This window comes from Rhizobium sp. LARHSG275, from assembly GCF_052871115.1.
Genome location: NZ_JBIXJN010000015.1, coordinates 142,320 through 165,438, shown reverse-complemented (window position 1 = coordinate 165,438; position 23,119 = coordinate 142,320). Strand labels below are relative to the sequence as shown.

The 23,119-nt window shown below is 61.4% G+C and carries 21 protein-coding genes; 8 read left to right on the top strand and 13 right to left on the bottom strand.

Annotated features, from left to right (window positions below; genetic code table 11):
* Window positions 1-106 precede the first annotated feature (106 nt).
* A complete protein-coding gene (locus tag ACIPSK_RS21365; protein ID WP_162118967.1) occupies window positions 107-1,213 on the bottom strand; it encodes a methyl-accepting chemotaxis protein in 1,107 nt (368 codons plus the stop codon).
* Window positions 1,200-1,562, bottom strand: coding sequence for a hypothetical protein (locus ACIPSK_RS21360; RefSeq protein ID WP_162118968.1), 363 nt, complete (start codon window positions 1,560-1,562; stop codon window positions 1,200-1,202). Before ACIPSK_RS21360 ends, ACIPSK_RS21365 begins: the two co-directional genes overlap by 14 nt.
* Between ACIPSK_RS21360 and ACIPSK_RS21355 the strand changes: the two genes are divergently transcribed.
* Window positions 1,561-2,499: a DMT family transporter gene (locus ACIPSK_RS21355; RefSeq protein ID WP_162118969.1), complete on the top strand. Its 939-nt coding sequence runs from the start codon at window positions 1,561-1,563 to the stop codon at window positions 2,497-2,499. The genes ACIPSK_RS21360 and ACIPSK_RS21355 overlap by 2 nt on opposite strands.
* Window positions 2,500-2,743: 244 nt before the next feature.
* Complete coding sequence (locus ACIPSK_RS21350; protein WP_162118970.1) at window positions 2,744-3,616, top strand: hypothetical protein; 873 nt, start codon at window positions 2,744-2,746, stop codon at window positions 3,614-3,616.
* Between the two features lie 90 nt (window positions 3,617-3,706).
* Here ACIPSK_RS21350 and ACIPSK_RS21345 read toward each other — a convergent pair whose 3' ends face one another.
* The 6 genes from ACIPSK_RS21345 to ACIPSK_RS21320 all read right to left on the bottom strand — a co-directional run bounded on the left by ACIPSK_RS21345 (window position 3,707) and on the right by ACIPSK_RS21320 (window position 11,193).
* Entirely contained in the window at window positions 3,707-3,865 is a 159-nt protein-coding gene (locus ACIPSK_RS21345) for a hypothetical protein (protein ID WP_168724950.1), read from the bottom strand.
* A gap of 97 nt (window positions 3,866-3,962) precedes the next feature.
* Complete coding sequence (locus ACIPSK_RS21340; protein ID WP_017963605.1) at window positions 3,963-4,154, bottom strand: hypothetical protein; 192 nt, start codon at window positions 4,152-4,154, stop codon at window positions 3,963-3,965.
* Between the two features lie 131 nt (window positions 4,155-4,285).
* Window positions 4,286-5,179, bottom strand: coding sequence for a uracil-DNA glycosylase (locus tag ACIPSK_RS21335; RefSeq protein ID WP_162118971.1), 894 nt, complete (start codon window positions 5,177-5,179; stop codon window positions 4,286-4,288).
* Between the two features lie 68 nt (window positions 5,180-5,247).
* Window positions 5,248-6,540, bottom strand: a complete 1,293-nt coding sequence (locus tag ACIPSK_RS21330) for an Hsp70 family protein (protein WP_162118972.1) — start codon at window positions 6,538-6,540, stop codon at window positions 5,248-5,250.
* Window positions 6,541-6,769: 229 nt separating this feature from the next.
* On the bottom strand, window positions 6,770-9,886 hold the full coding sequence (locus ACIPSK_RS21325) for an efflux RND transporter permease subunit (RefSeq protein WP_162118973.1): 3,117 nt from the start codon (window positions 9,884-9,886) through the stop codon (window positions 6,770-6,772).
* Window positions 9,883-11,193 carry an efflux RND transporter periplasmic adaptor subunit gene (locus ACIPSK_RS21320; RefSeq protein ID WP_162118974.1) on the bottom strand — a complete coding sequence of 437 codons (1,311 nt, stop codon included), beginning with the start codon at window positions 11,191-11,193 and terminating at the stop codon, window positions 9,883-9,885. Before ACIPSK_RS21320 ends, ACIPSK_RS21325 begins: the two co-directional genes overlap by 4 nt.
* Before the next feature lie 305 nt (window positions 11,194-11,498).
* On the opposite strand from ACIPSK_RS21320, the gene ACIPSK_RS21315 reads away from it, so the two are divergent.
* Window positions 11,499-12,377 carry a phosphotransferase family protein gene (locus ACIPSK_RS21315; RefSeq protein WP_162118975.1) on the top strand — a complete coding sequence of 293 codons (879 nt, stop codon included), beginning with the start codon at window positions 11,499-11,501 and terminating at the stop codon, window positions 12,375-12,377.
* Window positions 12,378-12,387: 10 nt separating this feature from the next.
* Here the strand turns inward: ACIPSK_RS21315 and ACIPSK_RS21310 are convergent, their stop codons facing one another.
* Complete coding sequence (locus tag ACIPSK_RS21310; RefSeq protein WP_162118976.1) at window positions 12,388-13,176, bottom strand: SDR family oxidoreductase; 789 nt, start codon at window positions 13,174-13,176, stop codon at window positions 12,388-12,390.
* 251 nt (window positions 13,177-13,427) lie between these two features.
* On the opposite strand from ACIPSK_RS21310, the gene ACIPSK_RS21305 reads away from it, so the two are divergent.
* Complete coding sequence (locus tag ACIPSK_RS21305; protein ID WP_162118977.1) at window positions 13,428-15,092, top strand: electron transfer flavoprotein-ubiquinone oxidoreductase; 1,665 nt, start codon at window positions 13,428-13,430, stop codon at window positions 15,090-15,092.
* 136 nt (window positions 15,093-15,228) lie between these two features.
* Window positions 15,229-15,843, top strand: a complete 615-nt coding sequence (locus tag ACIPSK_RS21300) for a L,D-transpeptidase (protein ID WP_162118978.1) — start codon at window positions 15,229-15,231, stop codon at window positions 15,841-15,843.
* An 82-nt stretch (window positions 15,844-15,925) separates the two neighbouring features.
* Here ACIPSK_RS21300 and ACIPSK_RS21295 read toward each other — a convergent pair whose 3' ends face one another.
* Window positions 15,926-16,831, bottom strand: coding sequence for a DMT family transporter (locus tag ACIPSK_RS21295; RefSeq protein ID WP_162118979.1), 906 nt, complete (start codon window positions 16,829-16,831; stop codon window positions 15,926-15,928).
* A 97-nt stretch (window positions 16,832-16,928) separates the two neighbouring features.
* Here ACIPSK_RS21295 and ACIPSK_RS21290 point away from each other — a divergent pair, with 97 nt between their 5' ends.
* Entirely contained in the window at window positions 16,929-17,450 is a 522-nt protein-coding gene (locus tag ACIPSK_RS21290) for an Lrp/AsnC family transcriptional regulator (RefSeq protein ID WP_170257645.1), read from the top strand.
* 23 nt (window positions 17,451-17,473) lie between these two features.
* Here ACIPSK_RS21290 and mgtE read toward each other — a convergent pair whose 3' ends face one another.
* Both mgtE and ACIPSK_RS21280 read right to left on the bottom strand, forming a co-directional pair.
* Window positions 17,474-18,847: a magnesium transporter gene (mgtE, locus tag ACIPSK_RS21285; protein ID WP_162118980.1), complete on the bottom strand. Its 1,374-nt coding sequence runs from the start codon at window positions 18,845-18,847 to the stop codon at window positions 17,474-17,476.
* A gap of 308 nt (window positions 18,848-19,155) precedes the next feature.
* Entirely contained in the window at window positions 19,156-20,169 is a 1,014-nt protein-coding gene (locus ACIPSK_RS21280; RefSeq protein ID WP_162118981.1) for a zinc-binding alcohol dehydrogenase family protein, read from the bottom strand.
* Window positions 20,170-20,272: 103 nt separating this feature from the next.
* Here ACIPSK_RS21280 and ACIPSK_RS21275 point away from each other — a divergent pair, with 103 nt between their 5' ends.
* Entirely contained in the window at window positions 20,273-20,677 is a 405-nt protein-coding gene (locus ACIPSK_RS21275) for a winged helix-turn-helix transcriptional regulator (protein ID WP_162118982.1), read from the top strand.
* On the opposite strand, the gene ACIPSK_RS21270 is transcribed toward ACIPSK_RS21275, so the two are convergent.
* Complete coding sequence (locus ACIPSK_RS21270; RefSeq protein ID WP_162118983.1) at window positions 20,636-21,862, bottom strand: MFS transporter; 1,227 nt, start codon at window positions 21,860-21,862, stop codon at window positions 20,636-20,638. The two genes, ACIPSK_RS21275 and ACIPSK_RS21270, sit on opposite strands and share 42 nt — an antisense overlap.
* Window positions 21,863-22,161: 299 nt before the next feature.
* On the opposite strand from ACIPSK_RS21270, the gene ACIPSK_RS21265 reads away from it, so the two are divergent.
* On the top strand, window positions 22,162-23,106 hold the full coding sequence (locus tag ACIPSK_RS21265; protein WP_017963622.1) for a diacylglycerol/lipid kinase family protein: 945 nt from the start codon (window positions 22,162-22,164) through the stop codon (window positions 23,104-23,106).
* Window positions 23,107-23,119: the final 13 nt, after the last annotated feature.

Below are 23,119 nucleotides of genomic sequence, written 5' to 3'. Positions count from 1 at the left end.
TACATTAAAGTCTGAACTAAACTTAAAGCAAATTGCCCGCGAACACCAAGTTTGCGGGCAAAATATCTTATTGGCAACGGATGAACGCAGCAGCGGGAAAATGCCGCTACTTCAGATTGAGTGCGGCCTTGATTGTCGCGTCGTTTTCGGTCTGCTGGACGACGACGCCGTACCAGCCGAGCCCGTCGTAATCTTCGTAGCCAAGAGTGTGCGCGAAGGCGACGATCGAGCCGTTATTGTCGTAGTAGCTGCCTTTCGCCTGGCCGGACGGATTGGCGAGCGCGAAATGGGAAAACAACAAGGCGGGATTGGTGGTGGCGATGACCCGGCTCTTGCCGTCGAGCAGCATGACCGTCGTTCTTTCCGCCAGCTGCGGCGGCAGGTTCGCCTCTTTCTCGACGATCGCCTGGCCTTGGTTCTGCCAGTCGAAATAGACGCCGAGCGTGCCGACCAGCCGCCCGTCGAGCTTGCCCTCTTCGCGGATGCCTGTGGCATAAACGAGCGCATGCCTGTTATCGTGCAGCGGGCTCGCTTTGACATCGTCGACGATATAAGCGTCGCCGGAGGAGCAGGCCGACGCTGCGCGGAACCACGGATCGCTGGCAAGGCTCGTGCCTGCGATCTTGCGCTGGAACTTGGGATTGGCGGATGCGACCACCTTGCCCGAGAGATCGGTCATGACGAGATCGAGATAGACGGTGTAGAAGCGGTTGATGGCGCCGAGACGCTCCGCTGCAAAGGCGGCGGTTTCCCGGCTCTGGTTCTGCAGCGCCTGCCAGAGTGACGGGTCCGTCGCCCACCAGCGCACATCGGCCGTGCGCTCGAAGAGATTGCGGACGATGAGCTGCACCAGCGTCTGCGCCAGATCGGTGAGGCGAACGCCCTCCATCTCTTCGACCAGCGAATCGGCCATGGCGCGGCTGAGGCCGATGCGGCCGAGCACGTTGCTCTCGAACCTGCCGGTGATGTCGGTCGCGATCTGCGCTAGCCGCTGCACCTCGTTGGCAACGACGGCAAAGCCCTTTCCGGTCTCGCCGGCCCTGGCCGCCTCGATCAGCGCATTGATCGCCAGCAACTTGATCTGCTTGACGATATGGGTGTTGTCGGCGCTGAAGCGCTCGAGGTCGGTGCTGATGCCGTCGGTGACGACGCGCATGGACCGCGGTGTCGCATTCTGCGACTGGGCAATGGTTTCGGCGCTAAGCGGCTTCATCAAACATGATCCTGGAAGGAGCGGGGAATTGTTTGTGCGGTGAAGAAAATTTCGAGATCAGCGTAAAAAAACGATGCTTGCCTATGGTTTTCAATTGGTTAACGACTGAGCAGTCAGAGGCGAACATTTTAGGGGGAATGGCTGAAAAGAGGGTGATTTCGGAGCAGTGGCGCAGATACGGCACGATTGAGCCCGAGGCTGAAAGGCGATTTGCGATTCTCCCGCCTTGCTCGCGATTTTTTCGCCAATCGGGTTTTTCTTTCGCTACGATGGAAGCCGTCACCCGTTGCGTTCCCGAGTCGAACGCGTCCCCCGTTCCGGTTAAGTCAGTATCAAGAGCCAGGATCATGCACTCGGTTCTCAGAAACCCGATGAGAGGCATTGCGCTGAAAGTCTCGTCGGTCGTGGTCTTCCTGGCCATGCAGACCTTCATCAAGCTGGCCGGCTCGGACATCCCGCCGGGCCAGGTCACCTTCTGCAGGTCGTTCTTCGCGCTTTTCCCGATCATGGCCTATCTGGCCTATAACAGGCAGTTGCGCGCCGCCTTCTACACGGCCAATCCAATCGGTCACCTCAAGCGCGGCACGATCGGCATCTTGTCGATGGCTTTCGGTTTCTACGGCCTCCTGCATCTGCCGCTGCCGGAGGCGATCGCGCTTGGCTACGCGTTGCCGCTCGTCGCCGTCATCTTCGCCGCCGTTTTCCTCGGCGAGACCGTGCGCATCTATCGCTGGAGCGCCGTCTTGGTCGGCATCGTGGGCGTCGCCATCGTTTCCTGGCCGAAACTCACGCTGTTTCGCGACGGCGGCATGGAAGCCGAACAGGCTGTCGGCGCGCTCTGCGTGCTGTTCTCGGCCGTTCTCGGCGGCATGGCGATGATCCAGGTGCGCCGCCTCGTCGAAGAGGAGAAAACGGCGACGATCGTGCTGTATTTCTCGATCACCGCCTCGGTCTTCTCGCTGGCTTCTCTTCCCTTCGGCTGGCTCATCCTGCCATGGCCGACAGCGCTCTATCTGATCGCCGCCGGTTTTTGCGGCGGCGTCGCGCAGATCCTGTTGACGGAAAGTTATCGCCATGCCGATGTCTCCACCATCGCGCCGTTCGAATATACGTCGATCCTGCTCGGCGGCATCGTCGCCTATTTCGTCTTCGGCGACGTGCCGAGCGTGACCATGCTGATCGGCACCGTCATCGTTATCGCCGCCGGCATCTTCATCATCTATCGCGAGCATCAGCTGGGCATCGAGCAGAGAGAGGCGCGCAAGGCCACGACGCCGCAAGCCTGAGAGCGACAGGCGCATGTTATCAAGGTTTTAACGCGGGGATTGCGGTGGCTTGAAACTTGCTCTCAACGACTGAAAAGAGTGGTGAATTCTTGGGATACCGTCGGCCTGTGGAATATGATTGTTGAAGATGAGAGAGTATCATTTATTCCAAGCTGTGCATGTCTGAATGGCCGCTGATGCCGGATGAGCTCTCGGTATCGTTGCTCCGAACGCTGGCCAGCGAGCGGAGGTGGAGAAAAGCAGAATGGCATTCACAGCGGAGCAATTGGTGGGGAACTCTTCCTTTCTGATGAGCATTCGCTTTTTGGCTGGGCAGATGCGCGGCATGTTCGATGCCGGTCCGCGGCTGGCGCGATTGCTCGCTTCTCATCAACGCTGGGTTCTGACCCAGACTGCCTATGCCCTCCACCTGGAATATGATCCGCGCGACCCGACGTCGGGTTTCACCGCCGTGCGGCTGACCGGGCGCATCACCGCACACAAGGTCGCGAGCCGCAACACGGTGCTCGCCTTCATCGAAGAACTCTATACCTACCGCTTCATAACCCACACGCCCGGCGACGAGCGGCGGCGGCCACGTCATTTCGAACCGGCCGATGTCAGCCATCAGGGGATGTTTGCCTGGCTTTTCTCCAATCTCGGTGCGCTCGACCTGCTCGACGGCGGTCAAAGGGCAGCCTTTTTCCAGGCAAATCCATCAGTGATGCGGCTCATTCAGCCGCGCATTGCCCGCCATTGCCTCGAAGATGCCGCCTGGCGCGAACCGCCGGAACAGGTGGCGCTGTTCCTCTGGACGGAAGCCGGCGGCCTCGTCGTCGATAATTTCATCGCCCGGATGGATATGGAAGGCAGCGAGCCGAGGAGATTGTCGGTCGGCCGCGTCGAAACCCGTGCGCTCGCCGCCGATTTCATGATGTCGCGCACCCATCTGCAACGGCTATTGGCAAAGGCGGCGCAACGCGGCTGCGTCGGCTGGTATGACGAACCGCGCAAGACGCATCTTTGGATATCGCGGGATTTTGTCGAGGAATATTGCGCCTGGCAGGCGGTCAAGTTCGCCTATGTCGACGAAGCCTTTGAATGGGCGAAGGCCCAGATCGAGGAAATGGCCATTTGACCAGAGCACTTCCAGCAAAAGTGCGCAGCGGTTTTACGTCCGGAATGCGTGAAAACAAGAGATAGAGCATTTCCATGACTCGGAAATGTTCTAGAGAACGATCGCCGCTGTACCTGCGCCAATGCGGGATCCGGCATCGGCCGGCTTGACCGAAAGTTCGCGCTCATATTCCCGCGCGGCACAGACGGCGACGCGGATATGCTCGAATGTTTCGATGTGGCGCAGAAGCGATATCAGGATCGTCGACATGTTGGGGTACTCTTATACAAAGCGCAGGCAATGCGCCTACAGCGCCGCGCGTCTTTTTAAGAGGCGCAAAGGACGCTGCGACATGTTGAATTCCTGCTCAATACTGCTGGAAGTCCGAAAAAATGGCGTTCGGACGCGCAGTGCGGCTGTTGATGCCGGTGCCGCGGGCAATCATCTGTTCGTTCGTGGCAAAGCCGAAACGGCTGTAGCCTTGAGTGGAACGAACCTGGTCGCCGGCGAGGCGAAGGGTTTCAAACCCGCTATGGATAGGACGAAAACGTTTGCTCATGGCCTTGGTTCCTGTGATTCCTCCCAAGACACAGCTCATATTGCAATGCAGCATTAATTCCGCAATGCATCATGACGGGATGCAGTCATGCGAAGAATGCATAGGTTGATTCATAAATTATTCAACTTTGGCTAATTTCCAAGCAAAGAGAGGGATTTAAGCTTCGCTTGAAAAGCCAGCAGGTCGTTCCAGGCCAGCCGCTTGTTTACAGGTGCAGTTAACAGATCCTGCGGATGCAGGCTGGCTATGGCAGGAATGACACAGTCGGCAACGGCAATCTCCTTCCAGCGGCCACGCAACCCGTGAATCGTATCGTTTTCGCCGAAGAAGAAACGCGCCGAAAAATTGCCGAGAAGCAGGATCGCCTTCGGTTCGGCAAGTGCGATCTGCCGCTCGATGAAGGGGCGGCAGATATCCATTTCCGCCGCCGAAGGCGCACGATTGCCAGGCGGGCGCCAGGGGATGACCTGCGTCAGCAGAATGGCTGAGCGCTTCAGCCCGATCGCCGCCAGCATCTTGTCGAACAGCTGGCCGGATTTCCCCGAGAAGGGCATGCCCTCGCGATCGTCCTCGGCGCTCGGCGCCGAGCCGATCACCATGATCCCGCTTTCGGCATCGCCGCTGGCAAAGATCGTCGAGCGGGCGCTGTGCTTGAGGTTGCAGCTGTTGAAGGCTTCGATCGCGGTCTTGAGTTCGACAAGCGATCGCGCGGTTTCGGCGACGAACCGCGCCTGCTGCACCGCCTCGCCGTCAGGGATCGCAGGTTGTGGGCCGGGCGCTGCGCGTTCGGCAGGCGCTGGGCGGGCCGCTGCATTCGGACGCGGCGGTGCCTGACCCGCAGGGCGTTCCCCAGCGGCAGGTTGCTGCTGCGCCGCCGCCGCCGGGCGGCGGGCGGCCTTCATCGCCTCGAACTCGGCGAAGCGGTCGATCGCCTCTTCCTCCAGCAGCCATTCCACGCCGGCATCCGCATGGAAATGCAGAAGCGCTGCAAGCTCGGCGGGGGAAAGGTCGTTGGCGGAGATCATGCGGCAAGTCTAGCGGAGTGACAGGGGCATTGAAAGGGCGGGTGGCAGATTGCCCGCCCTTGTCTTCGCTATTGCACAGTCCATTGCGCGATGTCGTCGCGTTCGCCGATCAGCGCCAGACCATGGGCGATCGACAACAGTTCGCCGCCGCTTTCGATCCGGTCGCGCTCGAAGCGTTCGGTGAAGATGCGGCGCACCGCCGGCACGAAGGAAGTGCCGCCGGTCAAGAACACCTTGTCGATCTCCGCAGGCTTCGTTTCGGTCTTGTCGAGCACGTCGTCGAGCGCGCCTTCGATGCGGGCGAGATCGTCGGCGATCCAGCCTTCGAAATCGCTCCTCTTGATGCTGCGATGTCCACCGCGACCGAGTGGCGCGAAATCGAAAGGCGCTTCCTCCGAGGCCGACAGCGCCATCTTCGTCGCCGACACCGCCTGATAAAGCGGGTAGCCCTCGTCATGGTCGATGAGGTCGATGAAGATTTCGAGCTTTTCCGGCTCCAGGCTGGTGCGCACCAGCTTCTTCAGATCCTCGAATTCGCGCGTCGTCTTGAAGATCGACAGCTGGTTCCAGCGGCCGAAGCTCGAATAGTAGTTGGACGGCACTTCGAGGATCTTGTCGAAGCTTTTGAAATGGCTGCCCTTGCCGATCAGCGGCGCAACGATGTTGTCGATCATCCTGTAGTCGAAATGGTCGCCGGCGACGCCGACGCCGGAATGGCCGATCGGCATTGCCGTCAGCTTGCCGGCGACGGTTTCGAAGCGGATCAGCGAATAGTCGGTCGTGCCGCCGCCGAAATCGGCGACCAGCACGGTGGCATCCCGCTTTAGGTTCTGCGCGAAGTAGAAGGCGGCGGCGACCGGCTCATAGACATAGTGGATCTCGGGAAAACCGAAGCGCGACAACGCCTCATTGTAGCGTTCGGTCGCCAGCGCCGGATCGGGGCTGGCGCCGGCAAAATGCACCGGTCGGCCGGTGACGATGCGGCTGACGTCTGAAGGCCAGTTGTCGCCGGCATAGTTGCGCAGGCGCCGCACGAAGACCTCCATCAGATCCTCGAAATTATGCCGCTTGGCAAAGATCAGCGTGCCCTGGAACAGCGCGCTCGCCGCAAAGGTCTTGATCGACTGCAGAAAGCGACACTCGCCGGGATTGTCGATGAATTGGCGGATCGCCGCATGGCCGGCCTCCACCTTCAGTGCGGAAGCGCCGAGCTGGGCATCCTTCATGAAGGAAAGCGCCGTGCGCATGCTGTCTGCCGTACCCTCCGTGCTCGTGAACGCCATCGAGCGCGTCGCCCCGCCGTCCGCCATGGCGAGAACCGTATTCGTCGTGCCGAAGTCGAAACCCAGCGCCTGAGCCATGCCCGCACCTCTTCATGCCGATTGTTATTGGAGACGGAGCATCGCTCCGCAAAAAGGGCGTGAGACGCCCGGATTCAGGAGGGCGGGTGATGCCACAGGGGCGTGACACATTCAAGGGGATTTAAGGGTCTATATGTCTCGTAGCTACGCTGCCTTCCCTTCTTCTCCCTGGCGGGCGAAGAAGGTCGTCGCAAGGCAAGTCAGCACTGCCGAAGCTTGCACGCCGCCGTCACTCGGCGGCCATCGCCCTTGCCTCTTGCAACTCCGGCTCCTCGACCTTCTTCTGGCCAGTCAGCCGGCCGAGGAAGTTTCCGAAGCGGTCCATCTCGACGAAGATGACGGGGGTGATGAAGAGCGTCAGCATCTGCGAGACGATCAGGCCGCCGACGACGGCGATGCCGAGCGGCTGGCGCAGTTCCGAGCTTGCGCCGGTGCCGAGCGCGATCGGCAGGGCGCCGAGCAGGGCGCAGAAGGTCGTCATCATGATCGGCCGGAAGCGTCGCACGCAGGCTTCGTGGATCGCAGGCGTCGCCTTTTCGCCCCTCGTGCGCATGGTCTCCACCGCCACGTCGATCATCATGATCGCGTTCTTCTTGACGATGCCGATCAGCATCAGCAGGCCGATGAGGGCGATGATCGACAAGTCGAAGCCCACGATCTTAAGGGCCAGCAGTGCGCCGAATGCAGCAGCCGGCAGGCCGGAAAGGATGGTGAGCGGATGGATGAAGCTTTCATAGAGCACGCCGAGCACGACATAGATAGTCAGCACCGCCGCCAGGATCAGATAGGGCGTATTGCCCTGCGACTGCTGGAAGATCTCGGCCGTACCGCCATAGGACGTGAAGACGTCTGCCGGCACGCTGATGTCCTTCTTGATCTGGTCGATCGCCGCCGTCGCATCGCTGAGCGAGACGCCTTCCGGCAGGTTGAAGGAAACGGTGGTCGAGACCAACTGGCCCGTCTGGTTGATGGTGACCGGGCCGGTGGTGCGTTGGACATGCGCGAAGTTCGAAAGCGGCACCAGGCTGCCATTGGCAGAAGCGACACGGATCTCCGAGAGCTTCTGATCGTCCCAGGGTTTGCTGGTATCGTATTCGACGATGACGTCGTAGCTGTCGCCGGTCGACTGGATTTCCGCGGCAGAATATCCGCTGAAGGATTCCTGCAGCGTCGTGCGTAGCGTGTCGTTGTCGATGCCGTAGGCGGCTGCCCGCTCGGTATCGATGACGATATTGGCCTGCAGGGCGTTGTTTTGGGCATCCGATGTCACGTCGGTGAACAGCCGCTCCTTGCGCATCGCCGCCTGAATCTTGCCGGCCCAGAGGTTGGTCTGATCCGCACTCAGCGCCTGCACCACCAGCTGATACTGGCTCGCGGTCTGGCGGCCGCCGAAGCGCAAGCTCTGGTTCGGCGTCACGAAGGCCTGGACGCCTGGGATCTTGTTGATCGCCGTGCGCAGCTCGCGCAGCGTCTGATCTAGCGGCGGACGCTCTTTCTTGTCCTTGAGTTCGACGAACATCGAGCCGTTGTTCTGTGGTTTGTTGGGATTGCCGCCGATCGTCGACATCACGTGGTTGACCGCCGGGTTCGCCTTGACGGCGGCTGCCGCCTGCTGTTGCAGCGCCTCCATGGCGGAATAGGAAATGTCCTGCCGGGCCTGTGTGCTGATCGTCAGCCGGCCGATATCTTCCTGCGGGAAGAAGCTCGTCGGCAGCGCCATGAAGAAATAGATCGTTAGCGCCACCGAGCCGAGGAAAACCCCGAGGATCGTCAGGCGATGCTGAAGGCACCAGCCGACAGCCCTGTCATAGCCGCGCAGCGTCCGTTCGAAGCCGGCATCGAAGATGCGGATGAGGAGCGGCGGGCGGCTCTGGTGGTTGGACAGACGTGAGGCGAGCATCGGCGTCACGGTTAGCGAGACGATAGCCGAGGAGATGATGGCGATGGCAACCACCATGCCGAATTCGTTGAACACGCGGCCGACGACGCCGCCCATCAGCAGGATCGGGATGAACACCGCAATCAGCGACACCGACATGGAAATGATGGTGTAGCTGACTTCGCCCGCACCCTTGATCGCCGCTTCCCGCACCGGCATGCCTTCTTCGACATGGCGCAGGATGTTTTCGAGCATGACGATCGCGTCGTCCACCACGAGCCCCACCGCGAGCGTCAGCCCGAGCAGCGAGATGTTGTCGATGCTGTAGCCCAGCACATACATCATGCCGAAGGTCGAGATCAGCGACAGCGGAACGGCGAGCCCCGGGATGATGGTTGCTGTGGCATGGCCGGTGAAGAGGTAGATGACGAGAACGACGAGGCCGATCGTCAGCAGCAGCGTGAACTTCACGTCGGAGATGGCATCGCGAATCGGCTTTGCGGCATCGTTCATGACGACGGTGTTGACCGAAGGCGGAATTTCGGCGTGAAGCTGCGGCAGCTTGGCGTTGATCGCATCGACGACATCGACCGTGTTGGCATCTGGCTGACGCTGGATGGCGAGGATGATGCCGCGTTGGCCGTCATACCAGCTGCCCGTATACTGGTTCTGAACGCTGTCCTGCACATCGGCGATATCGCCCAGGTGGATCGGCGCGCCGTTCGGATTGGCAATGACGAGCGAACGGAATTGTTCGGCGCTGGTGCGCTGCGTGTTCGCCGTGATCGTCATGCTCTGTGAATTATTCTGCAGCGTTCCCACAGGCTGCTGGCTGTTGGCGGCAGCAAGCGCCTTGTTGACGGTATCGATGCCGATGCCGCGGGTTAAAAGCTTGTTGGGATCGACCTCGACGCGCACGGCATAGGTCTGCGCACCGTAGACGCTGACCTGGGCAACGCCGGGAAGTGTCGATAGCGACGGCGAGATGATGTTCTCGGCGATCTCGTCAAGCTTGCTGCGCGGCATAGTGTTGCTCTGTACGGAGAGCAGCATGACAGGCGCATCGGCGGGGTTGGTCTTGCGATAGCTCGGCGGCGTCGTCAGATTGTCGGGCAGTTGCCGGGTGGCATGCGAAATCGCGGCCTGCACGTCGGCTGCGGCCGCATCGATATTACGACTGAGGTCGAACTGAAGCACGATGCTGGTGCTGCCGAGCGAACTGGAGGCGCTGATTTCAGTGATCCCGGGAATGGTCTCGAACTGCTTGATCAGCGGTGTCGAAACCGAGGTCGCCATCGTCTGCGGCGAGGCGCCGCTCAACTGCGCCGAAACGTTGATGGTGGGAAAATCGACCTGCGGCAGCGCCGCGACAGGTACGAGCTGATAACCGGCAAGACCGGCCAGAATGACGCCGATGGCAAGCAGCGTCGTTGCGACGGGGCGCTGGATACAGAAATTCGGGATCATTGCTGAGCTCCCACCGCGATCGTCTCGGAGGGCTGCTGTTGCCGAGGCGCTTCGGCGGAGGCGACATCCAGCGCCTTTTCGTCGAACTGCTCGTTGATCGCCTGCTGGTCGCTGAGCTGGCCCTGGCCCTCGACGACGACATGATCGCCTGCCTGAAGACCTGATTCTATGGCGGTGAAGCCGCCATTTGCGCGGGCAATGGTGACGGGCGTCAGATGCGATTTGCCGTCTTTGGCGACGAAGGCGAAGAAACCCTCCGGGCCGGGGCTGACGGCAACCGTCGGCACCACCACCTGCTGTTCGTTATTGTTGAAATGCACGACGATGTTGACCGACTGGCCGGGCCAGAGCGCGCCGGAGGCATTTTCGAATTTCGCCTTGGCGAGGATCGTGCCCGAGGCCGTATCGACTGTATTGTCGTAGAAGCTGATCTCGCCCTTTCGAACTTTGCCCTTGGTGGAATTGGGAGCCGTGCTGACCTCGACCGGACCGCTTGCCAAAGCACTCTTCAGCTCCCGCAGATAGCGCTCCTGCAGGTGGAATTTCACATAGATCGGATCGTATTTGGCAATGGTGACGATTGCCGCACCGGCACTGAGGAATGCACCCTTGCTGACAGCGATATCGCCGAGCCGGCCGTCGAAGGGCGCGCGGATGTCGGTGTGCTCGAGGAAGATCTGATCGGAGGCAAGCGACGCCTTGTCGGCGTCAACAGTAGCTGCAGCGGTGTCGCGGGCGGCGACCGCCTGGTCGAGGCTCTGCTGGGTGCCGGCCTTTTGATTGAAGAGATCCTGCGCGCGCGTCAATGCGGTTTCGGCTTCCGAAAGCGTTGCCGCGTCGCGGACGATCATCGCATTGTCCTTGTCGACGGTCGCCTTGGCCGTCCGGTCGTCGAGCTTGGCGATCAGGTCGCCGGCTTTCACGGTTGCCCCATCCGGCGCATCGATGCTGACGACCAGACCCTGCTCCTGCGCGGCGATGGTCGTGTTGTCATCGGCATCGGCCCAGCCGGTCGCCGTCACATCCATCGGCAGCGCCGTTTTCACGGCTGCAACCGTCTTGACGACGGTCGGGCCCCCGCCGCCGCGTCTGCGCCCGCCGCCTTGATGTTGCCCATTGTCTTGCGCCTGATTGGCCTGCCCCTGATCGGCCTGCGCCTGCTGCCCGCCGCCTTTGCCGGCTTCCGGCTGCTTGATGAACTGCGAGAGGTAGGGAATGCGGGAGGCATAAGGGACCTGATTCCCGAATTGCCAGACGCCGACGGCGGCAACTGCGATAACGCTGACGGTGATCCAAAATTTCTTCATGGGCGAGACCGGTGTTTGGGCAAGGTTGCGGGGAGCAAGGTTGCGAATATTATACCCCGATTAAGCCACTTATATTGCGGCTCAAAAAAGACATAATTCCCGGGGGTGCGATCACTAAGTGGTTATAACGGCTTAAATTTTTGTAATGAATATTCCGTAATATTCAAACTGTACTAATATAGCCTCAGTGTTACCCAATGCCGTTTGGCGGAAGCGACGCAAGCGGTTCGGCAGAAGGCGATGTCGATCCGCCTGCCGTTCAGCGCTCGGGAAGAACATGGGAAAAACCAAGAAGGCAGGTCGTCATGACCGAGTTGGACACTAGCGAATTTCGCTCTCTCATAATAAGCGTGTTTCCTGAACTGACGGCCTCCGTCTTTAAGCTGGCGGCCAGGGGCTGGGATTCGCTTGCCGTCGACGTCGATGACACGCTGATCTTCAAATTTCCCCGCAATCTCGGCGCGGAAAGAGCGCTTGTGAAAGAAGCCGCCTTGCTCGACATTGTTCGACCGTCGCTGTCGATGGCGGTTCCCGACATGCGCATTCACGACGGGCCGCCGATCTTCTCCAGCCATACCAAGATCGAGGGCGAACATCTCATTGCCGAAGATTACGATGCGCTTGGCGCAAGCGATCGTCAGCGCCTCGCGGAAGATCTCGCGCGTTTTTACGCCGAGCTGCATGTGCTTGATGCCGATCGCATACGCTCGGCGGGTGCCGGGGCAATCCAGCCATGGCAATTGCCCGAGACGGTGCGAATAAAGGCTTTGCCGTTGCTGCCGCCTGACATCAGGAGTTTTGCGCAGGCCATTATTTCGGATTTCGAAGCCTTGCCGCCCGATCCCTACGGCAACATCTACGGCTTCTTCGACGGTCACGGCTGGAACATGGCCTTCGATCATGCGCAAAGGAGGCTGAACGGCATTTACGATTTCGCCGATTCCGGCTTTGGCCCGCTGCACCAGGAATTCATCTACTCGAACTTCATCTCGCCCGATCTGACCGCCCGCATCATATCGGCCTATGAAATGCTGACCGGACGCAGGCTCGACCGGCGGCGCATTGCGATCCTGACCGGCTTCCATCGTCTGTCCGAGCTCGCCGAACTTGCGGACGATCCGGCGAACGTCGAACAGATGATCCGAAGTGTGGCGACATGGGCGGCGGCGGTCCGCGTCGGCTGAGAGGGAATGGTCAGACGGATCGTGCTGCGCCGCCGTCGCAGCGGATGAGCGAGCCGGTGATGTAGCTTGCCGGTTGGCTGCACAGGAAGGCAGCCGTTGCGGCGAATTCCTCGACCTTGCCGTAGCGGCCGACCGGAATACGCGCTTCCTTGTCGGTACGGATCTCCTCGAGGCTCTTGCCGGTCCGCTTTGCCGCCGCTCCGTCGAGATCGTCGAGCCGCGCCGTCAGGATGCTGCCGGGCAAGAGCAGGTTGGTGGTGACGCCGAAGACCGCCACTTCGGTGGCAAGCGTCTTGCTCCAGCCGGCAAGGGCCGGGCGCAGCGTATTCGACAGCGCCAGGTTGGCGATCGGTTCGATCACGCCGGATGAGGCAACCGTCAGGATGCGGCCCCAGCCCTGCGCCTTCATGCCGGGCAGCAGCGCATTGGTGAGCGTGATCACCCGCACGACCATGGAGAGGAAATAGCTTTCGAGCTTTTCGCCCGTCATCTCCTCCGTGGTGCCGGGCGTCGGCCCGCCGGTATTGTTGACGAGGATATCGAGCCCGCCCAACTTCTCCTTCACCGCCGTCGTCGTCATCTCGACGAAGCGTTCGTCCCCGAGATCGGCCCAGATCCAGTTGGCCCGGCCGTTGCCTTCACCATTGATCGCCTTGCAATTGGCCTCCAGCTGTTCGCCGCTGCGCCCGCAGAGCAGCACATTTGCGCCCTCCCGCGCCAGCGCCACGGCGATGCCGAGGCCGAGGCCGCGCGAGGAGGCGAGGACGAGTGCACGTTTGCCTTTGATGCCGAGATCCATGATTGTCCTCCGATAGTGTCGAGCGATGTATAAGGCGCAAGCGGCGGAAAAGGAAAGGGGATGTGACCGGACTGGGGATGTTTGATAATTGATGTTGACGTAAGCGTTATGCAATTCTGCCTCACGAGGCGTCATCATTGTGCGAATTGGAAGATTGGCTGTCGTATCCCGGCTCGACAATGCTTTCTCGTTTTGACAAGAAAGTGCCATGACGGGATGACGGCCGCGTGCCGCCAAGCGGAGACGAGTGAATGACCGAGACGACTGAGCTGCCAGAACGCGAGAGCATGGAATTCGACGTGGTGATCGTCGGCGCAGGTCCTGCCGGTCTTGCGGCGGCGATCCGGCTGAAGCAGGTCAATCCGGAACTCTCCGTCGTCGTGCTGGAGAAGGGCGCGGAAGTCGGCGCGCATATCCTGTCTGGCGCCGTCGTCGATCCGATCGGTATCGATCGGCTGCTGCCCGGTTGGCGCGACGAGGCCGATCATCCCTTTAAGACCAAGGTCAGCGCCGATCACTTCCTGCTGCTCGGCCCGGCTGGCTCTGTTCGCCTGCCGAATGTGCTGATGCCGCCGCTGATGAACAACCACGGCAACTACATCGTCTCGCTTGGGCTCGTCTGTCGCTGGCTGGCGGTGAAGGCCGAAGAACTCGGCGTCGAGATCTATCCGGGCTTTGCTGCAACCGAAGTGCTCTACAACGACGAGGGCGCCGTCATCGGTGTTGCGACGGGTGATATGGGCATCGAGAAGAACGGTAAGCCCGGGCCGAACTATACCCGCGGCATGGAACTGCTCGGCAAATATGTGCTGATCGGCGAGGGTGTGCGCGGCTCGCTCGCCAAGCAGCTGATCGCCAAGTTCGATCTGCAAAAAGACCGTGAACCGCAAAAATTCGGCATCGGCATCAAGGAGCTCTGGCAGGTCAAGCCGGAAAACCACAGGCCGGGCCTGGTGCAGCACTCCTTCGGTTGGCCGCTCGGCATGAAGACCGGCGGCGGCTCCTTCCTCTATCACCTGGAAGACAATCTGGTGGCCGTCGGCTTCGTCGTCCACCTCAATTACAAGAACCCCTATCTCTATCCCTTCGAGGAATTCCAGCGCTTCAAGACCCATCCGGCGATCCGCACCACCTTCGAGGGCGGCAAGCGGCTGTCCTATGGGTCGCGTGCCATCACCGAGGGCGGCTACCAGTCGGTGCCGAAGCTTTCCTTCCCCGGCGGGGCGCTAATCGGCTGTTCGGCCGGTCTCGTCAACGTGCCGCGCATCAAGGGCAGCCACAATGCGGTGCTGTCGGGCATGCTGGCGGCCGAGAAAATTGCCGCCGCGATTACCGCCGGCCGCAGCCATGATGACGTGACCGAGATCGAGAGCGAATGGCGCAAGGGCGACATCGGCAAGGATTTGAAGCGCGTGCGCAACGTCAAGCCGCTGTGGTCGAAGTTTGGCACAGCGCTCGGCGTGGCGCTCGGCGGGCTCGACATGTGGACGAACCAGCTCCTCGGTTTCTCCTTCTTCGGCACGCTGAAGCACGGCAAGACCGATGCCCAATCGCTTGAGCCGGCCTCGCAGCACAAGCCGATCGCCTATCCGAAGCCCGATGGCGTCTTGACCTTCGATCGCCTGTCCTCGGTGTTCCTGTCGAACACCAATCACGAGGAAAACCAGCCGGTTCATCTGCAGGTCAAGGACATGGCGCTGCAGAAGAGTTCGGAACACGACATCTATGCCGGCCCGTCGACGCGTTACTGTCCGGCCGGCGTCTATGAATGGGTGGAAAAGGACGGCAAGGACGTCTTCGTCATCAACGCCCAGAACTGCGTGCACTGCAAGACCTGCGACATCAAGGACCCCAACCAGAACATCAACTGGGTGCCGCCGCAGGGCGGCGAGGGGCCGGTCTATCCGAATATGTGAGGCGGATTGTCCTCGCGGTCGACAATTCTTGCGTGCTGACGCCTTCGTGATCGCCTCCTGCCGGAGGCTGTTAGCCGTTCGTTAACCATAATTTCCTTAGCTTGCGACATCATGTTGACGCACTAAGGACACGTTCATGACGATCTCGCGCCGGGGCTTCCTGATCGCTCTACCGCTTTTCGTGGCCGGCTGCTCTTCGACCGGCCTGAACAGCCAGACGAATTACGCCGCACTTCCGGATGAAAAATTCCCCTTGGGGCAGGTGCCGATCGACAAGATCAAGCCGGAACTTCGCCGCCAAGAAGTGGCCTACGAAACCACGCATGCTGCCGGCACCGTAGTCGTCGACACACCCGCGCGCCGCGCCTATTACGTCCTCGGTGGCGGCAGGGCGATGCGCTACGGGGTCGGTGTCGGCCGCGAGGGGCTGGCATTTGCCGGCAATGCCTATATCGGCCGTAAGGCCGAGTGGCCGAGCTGGACGCCGACGGAAAACATGCAGCGCCGCGAAGAGCGCTATCGCAAGCTTGCCGGCGGCATGCCGGGCGGCCCGAACAACCCGCTCGGTGCGCGGGCGATATATCTCTACCGCGGCGGCAACGATACGCATTTTCGCATTCATGGCACCAACCAGCCGCAATCGATCGGTCTTGCCATGTCGAGCGGCTGTATCCGCATGATGAACCACGACGTGATCGACCTCTATAGCCGCGTCGAAGTCGGCGCCAGGGTCGTCGTCATCCAGGCTTAAGCAATACAGAGACGGCATTTCTCACGAAAAAGCCGCCGTAGCGATCGCTGCCGGCGGCTTTCGAAGTGTCGGTCCTAGCTGGTTAGCGGCGCGGTGCCGCAATACCGGTCGAAAGCGCCACACCGATGCCGGTGATCACGGCGGCGCTGATTTCCGTCATGCCGATCGCTTCGCCAAGCAGCAAGCCGCCGCCGAGCGTCGCCAGAACCGGCGTCAGCGCCGTGAAGGCGGCAGCCTGTGTTCCGCCGAGTGTTCTGACGGCGGTGCCGTAGGCGACCATGGCGACGAGACCGGAAAGAACGCCCTGGCTCAGCACCTGCAGGCCGATTTCCTGAAGCGGAGCCTGTGGCAGCGAGATGCCGAAGATGAGGGCAAGCGTGCCCATAATCAGAAAGGACCAGACGGCGATCAGGGCGCTCGCTTGCACGGCGGTCAGGCCGGAGCGGCGGAAGGCATGCGTATAGCTCGCCCAGAGAATGGCGCCGGCCGGCAGCAGCACGAAGCTCGTCCAAGGCAGCGAGGCGTCCGCAAGGCTCTTCGTGAGGAGGATCAGCACGCCGGCGACGATCGCAACGAGCCCAGCAATGCGTGTGCCGTCGGGTCTTTCGCGAAACAGCGCGATTCCGATCAGCGCCGCGGCGAGCGGCATCGAGCCGCCGAGCAGAATCCCCGAGGAGGCGGCCGGCGTCGAATGGATTGCCAGCGTGGTCAGCAGGAAGAAGACGGCGCCGGAACCGGACACCATGATCGCCAGTAGGTGAAGCGGCAGGCCCTTCGGCAGCAGCCCCGTCTTCAGCCAGACAGGCGAAAGCACCAGAGCCGGAATTCCGAAGCGGATCAGCCCGATGTCGATCGAGCCGAGCGGTGTTGCTGCGCTGTGGCGGGTGACGAGAAACCATGTCGCCCAGATCAGCACGGTAATGGTGCCGCCGGCATAACCCAATACCTGCGACGGCGACTTGTCGTTGGAAAATGCAATGGTGGTCATCGTCTTAGTCCTTTCCTTCATCCGGAGCCTGTACGGTTGAAGAAAAGATTAGCGCCAGAGCCCAAGGCATGTCCTTGCTATCTCTAGCTCTAAAATCATGCTATGCGCAATCTTCTGCCAATCGAGGGCAATGGGGATCGCGAAAATGCCAAATCTCGATAAATTCGATATCGCCATCCTGAAGTGCCTGCAGGAGGATGCGCGGGCCACCAATGTCGAGATCGCCGAGAAGGTGAACCTTTCACCGTCGCCCTGCCTGCGCCGCATCCGCAATCTCGAACGCTCCGGTATCATCCGCGGCTACACGGCGGATATCGACCGCAAGGAGGTCGGTCTCGGCCTCACCGTCTTCGTCGAATTCAAGGTCGTCCAGCACAGCCGCGAAAATTCCGAGGCGCAGCAGAAGGCGCTGCTCGCCATCCCCGAGATCGTCTCCTGCTTCCTGATTTCGGGTACGGCCGATTTCCTCGCCGAAGTGGTGGTGGAGGATCTCGCCGCCTACGAACGGCTTCTGACGGAAACGCTGTTGACCTTGCCGAATGTCAGCGACATCCGCTCGAACTTCGCCATCCGCAGCATGAAGACGCATGGGCCGTTGAAGCTGCCCGAGGGAAAATAATCCCCCTCGGGCTTGCTTGTGGGTTAGAGCAGCGTTCCGCTGAGGATGAGCAGCGCCACCGAGAAGTAGATGACGAGCCCGGTGACGTCGACCAGCGTGGCGACGAAGGGGGCTGAGGCGCTGGCCGGATCGAGCCGGAGCTTCTGCAGCACGAAAGGCAGCATCGAGCCGCAGATCGAACCGAAGGTGACGATCCCGATCAGGGCGGCAAACACCGTGACGGCGACCATTTGCCAGTGCGGGCCGTAGTCGTAGAGCCCGGCCGATTGCCAGAATACGATGCGGATGAAGCCGACCAGGCCGAGGATCGCGCCGAGCACGACGCCGGTCGGCAGTTCGCGCAAAAGTACCTTCCACCAGTCCGAAAGCTTCAGTTCGCCGAGTGCCAGCGCCCGGATGATCAGCGACGTCGCCTGTGAACCCGAGTTGCCGCCCGAGCTCATGATCAGCGGGATGAACAGCGTCAGCACCACGGCCTTTTCCAGCTCGCCTTCGAAGTGCTGCATCGCGCTTGCCGTCAGCATTTCGCCGAGAAACAGGGCGGCGAGCCAGCCGGCGCGCTTGCGGATCATGCCGGCGAAGCCGATTTTCATGTAGGGCTGGCCGAGCGCCTCCATGCCGCCGAACTTCTGGGCCGCTTCCGTCGTGTCTGCGATCATCGTGTCGATCACGTCGTCGACGGTGACGATACCGAGCATCTGCCCATGTTCGTCGGTGACGGGCAGGGCGAGCAGGTCGTGCTTGCGGATCAGCCGGGCGACATCCTCCTGCTTCATCAGCGGATCGGCCGAAACCGGCGCGCCCTTCTGTGCCACCGAAAGGATCGAAGCCTCCGGCTCGCCGGTGATGAGGCGGCGTAGCGTCACCACATGCATCAGTGCATGGCTTACGTCGTCGAGCACATAAATGGCGTAGATGGTCTCGCGCGAGCGTTCGACCTGGCGCACATGATCGAGCGTCCGGGCAACGGTCCAGCTGTCAGGCACGCTGACGAACTCCGTCGTCATGATGCCGCCGGCCGTGCGCGGCGGATAGCCCATCAGGTGCTGGATCGCGATGCGCACCGGTTCGTCGAGGCTGGAGAACAGCCGGGCGCGGGTCTCGCCGTCGAGTTCGAGCAGCACGTCGGCGACGCGGTCGTTCGACATGCCGTGCAGCAGCCGCGCGGCGTCCTCGGCGCTGATCAGCGCAAGGATGTGCGCAGCATTGCGAAGCTCCGGCCGGTCGAGAATGTTGACCGCATAGTCGAGCGGCATGCTGGTCAGCACCCGCCCGGCGTCCTGGACGCTGAGTGTATTCAACGATTCGACGCGTTCGGCGATCGTTGCGCCGCGGCTGTTGTTGATGAAGGCGCGGGCGGCATGGCCTGCCCGAAGAGGGAAGCGATTGATGTTCATTTGAGGCTCGCCTTTCCGTCGATCCGCCGTAGCGTCCGACCGGGCGAGCCGGCAGGAGTCGGTCAGCGCACGAGGGCCGCGTACGGCAAGGGCAATCGACTGCTACTGTCGCTTGGCATCGTTATGATGGCTCCGTTGAAATACGTGGCCGACGAGTGTCACCCACGTGAATGCTAGGTGGTCCCGGACGCGGAAAAAGTCAAGCGGGATAAATGCTTAACGCCAGAATGCCGCACCCCCGCGATGCGGCATTCTAGGCGGGTATGGCCGGTGGTATGGTTTGTAGACTTTGCTGGCCCGAAACTGTCTCAGAATCCTGCAAGCACCGCCTTGCCCTTCATCCTGCCGCTTTCGACCATGGCATGCGCCGTCTTGAGGTTTACCGCATTGATCGGCCCGACGATCTCTGAAAGCGTGGTGCGGATCTTTCCGGCGTCGATGAGTTCGGAAACCCTGTTCAGCAGCTTGTGCTGCTCGATCATGTCGGGCGTGCCGTAGAGCGGGCGGGTGAACATCAGTTCCCAATGAACGGAGACGGCCTTGCGCTTGAAGGGCACGATGTCGAGCGTCTTCGGATCGTCGATCAGCGCGAAGCGGCCCTGTGGCGCAATCGCTTCGACGATGTCCCCGATATGGCTGTCCGTGTTGGTGGTTGAGAATATAAACCCCGGCGCGCCGATACCGAGCGCTGCTACCTCAGGCGCGATTCGTTTGGAATGGTCGACGACGTGATGTGCGCCGAGTTCCCTCACCCAGTCCTGCGTTTCCGCTCGCGAGGCCGTGGCGATCACCGTCAGGTCGGTCAATGCCCGGGCGATCTGGATGGCGATTGAGCCGACGCCGCCGGCGCCGCCGATGATCAGGATGGATCGTCCCGCTCCCGAAACCGCGTCCTGCACCTTCAGCCGATCGAACAGCGCCTCGTAGGCTGTAATCGAGGTCAACGGCAGGGCGGCCGCGGCCGCGAAGTCGAGGCTCTTCGGTTTGGCGCCGACGATGCGCTCGTCGACGAGATGGAATTCGGCATTGCTGCCCGGGCGGCTGATGACCCCGGAATAGAACACCTCGTCGCCGGGCCTGAACAGGGTGACATCGGCGCCGATGGCCTTGACGATGCCGGCGGCATCCCAGCCGAGCACCTTGAGTTCGCCCGCGGGCGGCGCGGAATGGGCGCGCACCTTCACATCGACGGGATTGACCGAAACGGCTTTGATTTCGACGAGCAGATCGTGGCCCTTGGCCTCCGGCATCGGCAGCTCGACATCGATCAGCGAGGTCTCGGCGGAAATCGGCTGGGGCGTTTTATAGGCGACGGCGCGCATGGGAAACTCCTGTGTTCGTTGCACGGAAGCTAGATGCGCACTATGGTCCGACAACGCAAGAATGCACAAATTCTGTACGTAGTACCCAAAAGGATACTGTAAAATGTCATTGCCGCGCGCCAAGCTCGTCAAGAATTTTCCCGGCTGCCCGGTCGAAGCGACGCTGACTTACCTCGACGGGAAGTGGAAGGGTGTGATCCTCTTTCATCTGATGGAGGGAACCCTGCGCTTCAACGAATTGCGGCGTAAGCTGCCGGCCGTGACCCAGCGCATGCTGACCAAGCAGTTGCGGGAACTGGAAGAATTCGGTCTGGTATCACGCACCGTCTATCCGGTTGTGCCGCCGAGGGTCGAATATGCAATGACGCCGCTCGGCATGACGCTGAAGCCGGTCATCCAGGCGTTGGCCGCCTGGGGAGACGATTATGTCTTTTGCAGCCCGGAAGGCCGCGAACTGCGCCTGGCCTCAGACGGCCTGCGCGCTCCGGTCGCGGCGCTCGAGGCGTAGCGAGGCTGCAAAGACGAAGAGGCCGAGGAAGGATAGTACTGCACCGACATAACCGGTTGCCGCAAAACCGTAACCCCCGGCGATGACGAGGCCGCCGAGCCAGGCGCCGATCGCATTGGCGATGTTGAAGGCGGAATGGTTGGAAGCGGCAGCTAACGTCTGCGCGTCGGCGGCGACATCCATCAGCCGCGTCTGCAGCGCCGGGCCGGCGGCAAAACCGCAGCCGACGAGGAAAACGGAAAGCCCCAGCATATAGGGATTGGCCGCGGTCAGCGAGAAGGTGGTCAGCACGACGATATTATAGACCAGCGACCCGCCGATCGTGCCGAGCAGCGATTTGTCGGCGAGCCACGAGCCGATGAAATTGCCCGCATTCATGCCGACGCCGAAGAGGACCAGCATGATCGGGACGGCCGTTTCCGGCAGCAACGCCACCTCAGTCGTCGTCGAGGCGATATAGCTGAACATCGCGAACATACCGCCGTAACCGACGGCGGCGATGCCGAGCGTCAGCCACACCTGCGGCCGGCGGAAGGCGCCGAGTTCGCGGAGGAACCCCGCCTCCTCGGAAACCCTGTCCTTCGGAACGTAGAACCAGATCAGCACCACGGTCAACAGGCCGAGCATGCCGACCGAGAAAAACGCCACCTGCCAGTCGAGCGACTGGCCGAAGAACGTGGTCAACGGCGTGCCGAGAAGGGTCGCAACGGTCAGGCCGAGCATGACGCGCCCGACGGCACGGGCGCGGCGATGCACCGGCACCATCGAGGCGGCGACAAGGGCCGCGACACCGAAATAAGCGCCATGCGGCAGGCCGCTGACGAAGCGCAGCAGCGTGAAGCTTTCGAAGGTCGGCGCCATGGCGCTTGATATATTGCCGGCGGCAAAGATCAGCATCAGCATCAAAAGCAGCGTGCGGCGCGCCATCTTCGCGGCGAGCACGGCAATGAGCGGCGCGCCGACGACGACGCCGAGCGCATAGGCGCTGATGACGTAACCGGCTTGCGGCGTGGTGACCGAGAAGGTGTCGGCAACGTTGGGCAGCAGCCCCATGATCGCGAATTCGCCGGTGCCGATGCCGAAGCCGCCGCAGGCGAGCGCCAGCTGAACCAGCGCCACGGTCATTGCCGACGGCAGCGCTTCATCCTGGCTATCGACTGAAATATTGGCGGCAATCTCACTCACGAGAGCTCCTCGAGGCGGTTTCTGCTTGGCAATGACCCCTGGCGCAGGCGCAGCCGCGAGCCGATCGGTGGGATGGCGGGAGGTAGAGACGATGTCTCCGATAGGCCATCTATCCGTGAGGTCTCGGCTGCCGTCGAGTGCAATTTTTGCAGTGCAGCGTCCTGCTATCTGCATACGTCTATTGCAATTTTTGCATTTCTGTCCTTTGCCAGGAAAGATGGCTGCGCTTGAAATAGCCGGTATCGCAACCATCTCAGGGGCGAGGCAGGAGCATTTCCACGCCCGAGACGGGAGCCCTTATGAAGCTTGTAGGCTTTTTCAACCGCGACGGCGGGACCTTCAAGACCACCGACATGCCGGCTTATGAGAAGAGGGCGGAGGCGGCTTTCCGCGAAGCGGGGCACGATTTCGACGCCATCGTCTTCTCCGGAAAGGAAATCATTCCTGCCATGGAGCGGGCGGCCAAGCGCGATGATATCGACGGCATCGTCGCCGGCGGCGGCGACGGCACGATTTCGGCGGCGGCATCGATCGCCTGGAAAAACGGCATTGCGCTCGGCGTCGTGCCGGCCGGCACAATGAACCTCTTTGCCCGCTCGCTGCGTGTGCCGCTCGATATCTGGCAGGCGCTCGATGTGCTTGCCTCCGGCGAGATCGACAATGTCGATATCGCCAGCGCCAACGGCCGGCCCTTCATCCACCAGTTTTCCGCCGGCCTGCATGCCCGCATGGTGCGCTACCGCAACGCCTACAGCTACCGTTCCCGGCTGGGCAAAATGCGGGCGAGCACAAAGGCGGCTTTAGGCGTCATCTTCAATCCCCCGGAGTTCGAGGTCGAGTTCGAGGCTGCCGGCATGCGCGAGCGCCGCAGAGTGTCGGCGATCTCGGTCTCCAACAATCCCTTTGGCGAGAACGCGTTGCTTTACGCCGATAATTTGACGAGCGGCGAACTCGGCTTCTACACGGCAAATCCGCTGAAGCCTCTCGGCGTCGCTCGTCTCGCCATCGACATGCTGCGCGGCAAGGTCCGCGAGAATGCCGATGTCATGGTGATGCACCCGGCCGAAGTGCACCTGCATTTCCCCAAACTGCGCTCCAAGGCCAATTGCGTCATGGACGGCGAGCTGCTGCCGCTCGAACGTGACGTCTCGATCCGGTTGCATCCGGGCGAATTGAAGGTTCTCGTCAAACAGGGGCTCGCCGCTCAAGTGAATGCGGACGAACGCCGCGAGCCCGCCGCGTAAGTCGGCCCCGCGT

Coding starts and splice junctions, on each gene's coding strand:
- ACIPSK_RS21300 (WP_162118978.1), top strand. CDS start 15,229: ATGACGATCTCGCGCCGGGGCTTCCTGATCGCTCTACCGCTTTTCGTG.
- ACIPSK_RS21315 (WP_162118975.1), top strand. CDS start 11,499: ATGACCGAGTTGGACACTAGCGAATTTCGCTCTCTCATAATAAGCGTG.
- ACIPSK_RS21290 (WP_170257645.1), top strand. CDS start 16,929: ATGCTATGCGCAATCTTCTGCCAATCGAGGGCAATGGGGATCGCGAAA.
- ACIPSK_RS21325 (WP_162118973.1), bottom strand. CDS start 9,886: ATGATCCCGAATTTCTGTATCCAGCGCCCCGTCGCAACGACGCTGCTT.
- ACIPSK_RS21335 (WP_162118971.1), bottom strand. CDS start 5,179: ATGATCTCCGCCAACGACCTTTCCCCCGCCGAGCTTGCAGCGCTTCTG.
- ACIPSK_RS21265 (WP_017963622.1), top strand. CDS start 22,162: ATGAAGCTTGTAGGCTTTTTCAACCGCGACGGCGGGACCTTCAAGACC.
- ACIPSK_RS21305 (WP_162118977.1), top strand. CDS start 13,428: ATGACCGAGACGACTGAGCTGCCAGAACGCGAGAGCATGGAATTCGAC.
- ACIPSK_RS21310 (WP_162118976.1), bottom strand. CDS start 13,176: ATGGATCTCGGCATCAAAGGCAAACGTGCACTCGTCCTCGCCTCCTCG.
- mgtE (WP_162118980.1), bottom strand. CDS start 18,847: ATGAACATCAATCGCTTCCCTCTTCGGGCAGGCCATGCCGCCCGCGCC.
- ACIPSK_RS21275 (WP_162118982.1), top strand. CDS start 20,273: ATGTCATTGCCGCGCGCCAAGCTCGTCAAGAATTTTCCCGGCTGCCCG.
- ACIPSK_RS21355 (WP_162118969.1), top strand. CDS start 1,561: ATGCACTCGGTTCTCAGAAACCCGATGAGAGGCATTGCGCTGAAAGTC.
- ACIPSK_RS21350 (WP_162118970.1), top strand. CDS start 2,744: ATGGCATTCACAGCGGAGCAATTGGTGGGGAACTCTTCCTTTCTGATG.
- ACIPSK_RS21360 (WP_162118968.1), bottom strand. CDS start 1,562: ATGATCCTGGCTCTTGATACTGACTTAACCGGAACGGGGGACGCGTTC.
- ACIPSK_RS21280 (WP_162118981.1), bottom strand. CDS start 20,169: ATGCGCGCCGTCGCCTATAAAACGCCCCAGCCGATTTCCGCCGAGACC.
- ACIPSK_RS21320 (WP_162118974.1), bottom strand. CDS start 11,193: ATGAAGAAATTTTGGATCACCGTCAGCGTTATCGCAGTTGCCGCCGTC.
- ACIPSK_RS21295 (WP_162118979.1), bottom strand. CDS start 16,831: ATGACCACCATTGCATTTTCCAACGACAAGTCGCCGTCGCAGGTATTG.
- ACIPSK_RS21365 (WP_162118967.1), bottom strand. CDS start 1,213: ATGAAGCCGCTTAGCGCCGAAACCATTGCCCAGTCGCAGAATGCGACA.
- ACIPSK_RS21340 (WP_017963605.1), bottom strand. CDS start 4,154: ATGAGCAAACGTTTTCGTCCTATCCATAGCGGGTTTGAAACCCTTCGC.
- ACIPSK_RS21330 (WP_162118972.1), bottom strand. CDS start 6,540: ATGGCTCAGGCGCTGGGTTTCGACTTCGGCACGACGAATACGGTTCTC.
- ACIPSK_RS21345 (WP_168724950.1), bottom strand. CDS start 3,865: ATGTCGACGATCCTGATATCGCTTCTGCGCCACATCGAAACATTCGAG.